The following is a 6,295-nucleotide window of genomic DNA, read 5'->3' as shown; positions in this document are numbered from 1 at the left end:
CCTCCTGGATGGTGATGATCGCATAACTCTCGCCCGTTCGCGCCTGTGCCTTGCGCTTCAGCTCTGCCAACAGCTTCAAAAGGTCCGCAATGTCGCCGGCTTTCACGCTGTGTCTCGACATCTTCTCGCCCTTGCCCGGCGACAGCGATGTAACCAGCCATGTCGAACGGCTCAGTTCCAATGACACAAAAATTGCGCCAAACTGTGTGCGGATAGCGGCCAGTCCGGCGGAAGGATGATCGAGCAACATCGTCGTCTCCAGGTTGGTGTGTTAGCAACCTCAGTCTGGCCTCAGACCAGGTCGCTATCCACTCCCCATGGAATCTTCGCTACGCTCGCAATGACGACGTGGAAGCAGCTGCGCCATTCTTTGTGAGTTGTGCATGCGGCCCACTCGGCTACCATGCGGGGCGCTCCTTGATCACCCGGAGCCGGCAGCACGCGGAGACGACATGAGCGAGCGGGACCACAAGGTCAAAGGATCGGACTTGTTCGTCGCGGCGCTGGAGAACGAAGGCGTCGACCGCATCTTTGGTGTCCCCGGCGAAGAAAATCTCGATCTCGTGGAATCGCTGCGTACCTCCAGGATCGATCTGGTCCTGACCCGCCATGAGCAAGCCGCCGCCTTCATGGCCGCCACCCACGGAAGGCTGACCGGCAAGCCCGGTGTCTGTCTCTCGACGCTCGGCCCGGGCGCGCTCAATTTGTCCACCGGGGCTGCCTATGCAAATCTCGGCGCGATGCCGATGATCCTCATCACCGGGCAGAAGCCGATCATGAGCAGCCGGCAGGCGCGCTTCCAGATCGTCGACGTGGTCGCGACCATGAAGCCGCTGACGAAGCTGTCGCGGCAGATCGTCAGCGCGAGCTCGATTCCAACGGTGGTGCGCGATGCCTTCCGCGTGGCGATGGAGGAGCGGCCGGGACCGGTGCATCTCGAATTGCCCGAGGACATCGCAGGCGACGAAGTCGATGCGGTTCCCGTGATCCCGGTCCACCCGATCGAGATTCCCGTCGCGCACCGCGCCGCGCTCGACCGGGCCGCCGAGATGATCCTTTCCGCAAAGCGACCGCTGGTGATGATGGGCGCCGCGACCAGCCGGCCGCGCTCGACCCATGGCATCGCCAGCTTCGTGCGGCGTACCGGCATTCCGTTCTTCACCACGCAGATGGGCAAGGGCACCGTGCCCGGCGGCACCAATCTTTACATGGGCACTGCGGCACTGTCCGAACGCGACTATGTGCATGACGCCATCGACGCCGCCGACCTGATCGTTGCGATCGGGCATGACCCGATCGAGAAACCGCCCTTCATCATGGGGCCATCGGGCCCGAAGGTCATCCACGTCAGCTACACGTCGGCCAGCGTCGAGCTGGTCTATTTTCCTGATGCGGAGGTGGTCGGCGATGTCGGCCCGAGCCTGGAGCTGCTGGCCGACCGGCTCGAAGGCAAGCTGTCGCAAGCCGCGGCGCTGTTGCCCTTGCGGGAGGAGATCCTCAACCACATCGCCGACCGCGCCACCGAGACGCGCTGGCCGCCGACGCCGCAGCGCATCGTGCACGACATCCGCCAGGTCATCCCCGAGAACGGCATCGTCGCGCTGGACAACGGCATGTACAAGATCTGGTTCGCGCGCAACTATCGCACCCGCGTCGCCAACACGCTGCTGCTGGACAATGCGCTGGCAACGATGGGCGCCGGCCTGCCGTCGGCGATGATGGCGGCGATGCTCCATCCCGACCGCCGCGTGCTCGCGGTCGCCGGCGACGGCGGCTTCATGATGAACAGCCAGGAGATGGAGACCGCCGTCCGCCTCAAGCTCAATCTCGTCGTGCTGGTGCTGGAGGACAACGCCTACGGCATGATCCGCTGGAAGCAGGCGGTCGATCACTTTGCCGATTACGGCATGACCTTCGGCAATCCGGACTTTTCGCTGTACGCCAAGGCCTACGGCGCCAACGGTCACCGCATCGACAGCATCGAGAGCTTTGGTCCGACGCTTGATGCCGCTTTTAGGGCAGGCGGCGTGCACCTGGTCTCGATCCCGATCGACTATTCGGAGAACGTGCGGGTGCTGGTCGACGAGCTGCGCGCGCGGCAGAAATAGGGACGCAGGGACCTCATCCCGAGAAGCCCGCTGAAGGCGGGCCTCGCGAAGGATGGCTGCAAAGGAAGCGCTAACCAACCTCGGAGATGCATGATCTCCTGATTGCAGGCCGGCTCATAGCAGCCATTCCTTGATATGTATCGTAGTACGATATATTGCACCTGCGAAGATTCTCCCGAAAAGAGCTATCCATGTGCCAGACCCCCGACATGACCGGCGGCCTCCCGCGTCCTCGCGGCAAGCCCGGAGATTTTACCGCCGACCGCCGCGTGCTTGTCCTGATCGGCATGGCGCTGCTGGTCGGCAGTCTTGGCGCCGGGGCCGCCTGGGTGCTGCTGAAGCTGATTGCGCTGGTGACCAATCTGGTCTGGTTCGGCCATTTCAGCACCGAGAACGTCTCGCTGGCGAATGCCCATCCGGGAATCTGGATGGTGCTGGCGCCGGCGCTGGGCGGTCTCGTGATCGGGCTGATGGCGCGGTTCGGATCCGACAAGATCCGGGGTCACGGCATCCCCGAAGCGATCGAGGTGATCCTGATCGGCGGCAGCCGGATGCAGCCGAAGGTCGCGATTCTGAAGCCGTTGTCGTCGGCGGTTTCGATCGGCAGCGGCGGTCCGTTCGGCGCCGAGGGACCGATCATCATGACAGGCGGCGCGATCGGCTCGATCTTCGCGCAATGTTTCCACCTCACCGCGGCGGAGCGCAAGACGCTGCTGGTCGCGGGCGCAGCCGCCGGCATGACGGCGATCTTCGGCACGCCGATCGCGGCGGTGCTGCTCGCGGTCGAACTGCTGCTGTTCGAATGGAAGCCGCGCAGCTTCCTGCCCGTGGTGACGGGGGCGGTGATCTCGGCGGCCTGGCGCCCGTTGCTGTTCGGAACAGGACCGCTGTTTCCGTTCGCGCAGCATCCGGACCTGCCCTGGTGGGGCCTGGCGGCTGCGACCGGCGTCGGCATCGTCGCTGGCCTGCAATCGGGACTGATGACGCGACTGCTCTACGCCGTCGAGGATCTGTTCGATCATCTGCCGGTGCACTGGATGTGGTGGCCGATGCTCGGCGGCCTCATCGTCGGTCTCGGCGGCTTGATTGATCCGAGCGCTCTGGGCGTCGGCTACGACGTCATCGCCGATCTCCTGTCCGGCCATATGGCGCGCGACGAGGCGATCCGGCTCCTGCTGGTGAAATCCGTGATCTGGGTGGTCGCGCTGGGCTCGGGCACCTCGGGGGGCGTATTGGCGCCATTGCTCATCCTCGGCGGCACGGCCGGCTGGATGGAGGGGCTCGTGCTGCCGGGTGGCACGTCGTGCTGGGCCCTGGTCGGCATGGCCGCGATGATGGGCGGCACGATGCGCTCGCCGCTCACCGGCGTGATGTTCGCGATCGAGCTGACCGGGAATATCGACATGCTGCTGCCGCTGCTGGCGGCGACCGGCGCGGCGCATGCCGTCACCGTGCTGTTGCTCAAGCGCTCGATCCTGACCGAGAAGATCGCGCGCCGTGGTCAGCACATCACGCGCGAATACGCGATCGATCCGTTCGAACTGCTGCGCGCGGCCGATGTCATGGTCACCCACGTCGATACGCTGCCGGTCGACATGTCGATCGACGCGGCAGTGGCGTTCTTCACCTCGGATCAGCGGCGCCACAAATCCTATCCCGTCGTCGCGGCCGATGGGCGGCTGACGGGGATGGTGACCCGTGCCGATGTGCTGCGCTGGCGCACCGAGGGCGATCATCAGGCGGCAACGCTCGACGACGTGGTGTCCGACACCTCGGTCGTGCTGGCGCATCCTGACGACGTGCTGGGCCGGGTCGCCGACCTCATGGTCGCTTCCGACCTCGGGCGGCTGCCGGTGGTCGATCGCGCCACTCATCGCGTGGTCGGCCTGGTCGCGCGCAAGGATTTGCTGCGGATTCGCGCGGTCGTGAACGCGCAGGAGGAGGATCGCAACGCCTATTTCCTGCGTGAAAAGGCGCTTGTGCCGGAGGCGCGGATCGCGGAAGGTCAGCCCCTCTGAACTCCAGCACCGACAGGAATGAGCATGGCGCGCGTTCGTTGTGTTACCGAGATGGGCATGGGCGTCGACGTTCACGGCAGGGACGCCACCAAGGCAGCGAAGCGGGCGGTCTCGGATGCCATCAGGCATTCGAGCCTCGGCTTCTTCCGGATGATCGGCAAGACCGCCAACGACATGTTCGTCGATGTCACGATCGGCGTTCCCAATCCCGAAGCCGTCGACAAGGAGGCGGTTGCGAAGGAGCTTCCCTACGGCACCGTGACCGTGACCGCGGTGAAGGGCGGGCTGGAGATTCCCTCGGCGACGGAAGTGGCGAATGATCCCATCCTCATCGCCAATGCGGCCGTGATCGTCAGCTTCGACAAGGATTGAGCCGGTGTCCGACAGCGATGAGGCGCTGCTCGATCGTCCGATCTGGAGCGCGCTGACGACGAGCCACAAGCATCTGGCCGAAGGCGGCGCGCGGGCGCTGCGCTATCCCGTGGACATGACGCCGTTTGCCGACATGGTCGACATGTCGGCGGAGAGCTTCACCGCGCTCGGCGATCTCATGTCGCCCTCGCAGGTTGCGGCGCTGTTCACGCTGGAGCCGGTCGATGTTCCCGCGGGCTTCAAGGTTGTGCTGGCCGAGAGCGGCGAGCAGATGATCGGCTCGCCCGCCGACAGCCCGTTGCGCGACGCGGAGATCGTGACGCTCGGCGCGGCCGACGTTCCCGCGATGATGGCGCTGACGACACTGACCAGGCCCGGGCCGTTCGCCGCGCGGACGCACGAGCTCGGCACATTCCTTGGCATCCGAGCCGGTGGCGAATTGGTTGCGATGACCGGCGAACGCATGAAGCCGGGAAAGTTCGTTGAGATGACCGCGGTCTGCGTCCACCCCGATTATCGCGGGCGCGGCTACGCGCAGGCGCTGCTCGCAGCTGTCGCGCGCCGGATCGAGGCCCGCGGCGAAATTCCGTTCCTGCATGTGTTTTCGAACAACGCGTCCGCCATTGCGCTCTATCAGCGCCAGGGCATGCGCATCCGTCGCCGCCTGCACGTGACGGCCTTCATGAAGGATGCGTAAACGCCTTTGGACAGGCCCCTTCGTTTCCCGCGAAAGGGCGCTACATCCACTGAAATGTCTGGCCGGCAGTCCGGGAAAAACAGGCAATTTATTTGAAGCATGCAGGAACTGGCGATGGTCGGTCTGCGTTCCCCGTGCGAACCGAATTGAGAGAATCTCGTGCGATGAATGATGCCAGTCAGTTCGCTACCGCGATGCTCGCGCTCGTTTTCATCGGAGCGTTGCTCCTCACCGGGCAACTCTTCATCGAGCAGCGCGCCCAGAGCGAGGTGGTCTACGCCACCAATCATCTGCTGCGACCATTGTAATCAGGTCGAATGACTCGATCTTGCGCCGTTCGATGGCTCGCCTAGACTAACCGGCATCTCAGGAACCACGCCGGGGTGCCGATGTCCGATCTCTCAACCTTTCCGATCACCAAGCGCTGGCCTGCCAAGCATCCCGATTTGCTTCAGCTCTATTCCTTGCCGACGCCGAACGGTGTCAAGGTCTCCATCATGCTGGAGGAGATCGGACTTCCTTACGAGGTTCACCTCGTCGACTTCGGCAAGGACGATCAGAAGACGCCGGAATTCCTCTCGCTCAATCCGAACGGCAAGATCCCGGCGATCCTCGATCCCAATGGCCCCGGCGGCAAGCCACTGCCGCTGTTCGAATCGGGTGCGATTCTGCAATACCTCGCCGAGAAGACCGGCAAGCTTCTGCCGCAGGACGCCGCGCGGCGCTACCAGACCCTCGCATGGCTGCACTTCCAGATGGGCGGCGTCGGGCCGATGTTCGGCCAGGTCGGCTTCTTCCACAAATTCGCCGGCAAGGATTTTGAGGACAAGCGTCCGCGCGAGCGTTACGTCAGCGAATCCAGGCGCCTGCTCGGTGTGATGGAAGCGCATCTTTCCGGCCGGCAATGGTTTATGGATGACGACTACACCATCGCCGACATTTCCATGCTCGGCTGGGTGCGCAATCTCATCGGCTTCTATGGTGCCGGCGACCTGGTCGCATTCAGCCAGTTCACGTCCGTCGCTGCCTGGCTCGAGCGCGGGCTGGCGCGGCCTGCCGTGCAGCGCGGATTGAACATTCCGAAGCGGCCGTGAGACGAT

At 64.3% G+C, this 6,295-nt stretch carries 6 protein-coding genes and 1 pseudogene; 6 read left to right on the top strand and 1 reads right to left on the bottom strand.

Going from position 1 to position 6,295, the window contains the following annotated elements:
- A pseudogene (locus BM222_RS27055) lies at window positions 1-250 on the bottom strand (IS110 family transposase); the annotation flags it as partial.
- A gap of 202 nt (window positions 251-452) precedes the next feature.
- Between BM222_RS27055 and BM222_RS27050 the strand changes: the two are divergent.
- From BM222_RS27050 to BM222_RS27030, 6 genes are all read left to right on the top strand, one after another.
- Entirely contained in the window at window positions 453-2,108 is a 1,656-nt protein-coding gene (locus BM222_RS27050) for an acetolactate synthase large subunit (RefSeq protein WP_092234724.1), read from the top strand.
- A gap of 191 nt (window positions 2,109-2,299) precedes the next feature.
- Complete coding sequence (locus BM222_RS27045; protein WP_177243489.1) at window positions 2,300-4,126, top strand: chloride channel protein; 1,827 nt, start codon at window positions 2,300-2,302, stop codon at window positions 4,124-4,126.
- Between the two features lie 24 nt (window positions 4,127-4,150).
- On the top strand, window positions 4,151-4,498 hold the full coding sequence (locus tag BM222_RS27040; protein ID WP_092234748.1) for a Lin0512 family protein: 348 nt from the start codon (window positions 4,151-4,153) through the stop codon (window positions 4,496-4,498).
- A gap of 4 nt (window positions 4,499-4,502) precedes the next feature.
- Window positions 4,503-5,195, top strand: a complete 693-nt coding sequence (locus tag BM222_RS27035) for a GNAT family N-acetyltransferase (protein ID WP_092234722.1) — start codon at window positions 4,503-4,505, stop codon at window positions 5,193-5,195.
- 164 nt (window positions 5,196-5,359) lie between these two features.
- On the top strand, window positions 5,360-5,503 hold the full coding sequence (locus tag BM222_RS41335) for a hypothetical protein (protein ID WP_177243488.1): 144 nt from the start codon (window positions 5,360-5,362) through the stop codon (window positions 5,501-5,503).
- Window positions 5,504-5,584: 81 nt separating this feature from the next.
- On the top strand, window positions 5,585-6,289 hold the full coding sequence (locus BM222_RS27030; protein ID WP_092234719.1) for a glutathione S-transferase family protein: 705 nt from the start codon (window positions 5,585-5,587) through the stop codon (window positions 6,287-6,289).
- The last annotated feature ends 6 nt before the right edge of the window (window positions 6,290-6,295 follow it).

The sequence above is a fragment of the Bradyrhizobium sp. Gha genome, from assembly GCF_900113735.1.
GTDB lineage: Bacteria > Pseudomonadota > Alphaproteobacteria > Rhizobiales > Xanthobacteraceae > Bradyrhizobium.
This window is presented reverse-complemented; position numbering and strand designations above follow the sequence as displayed.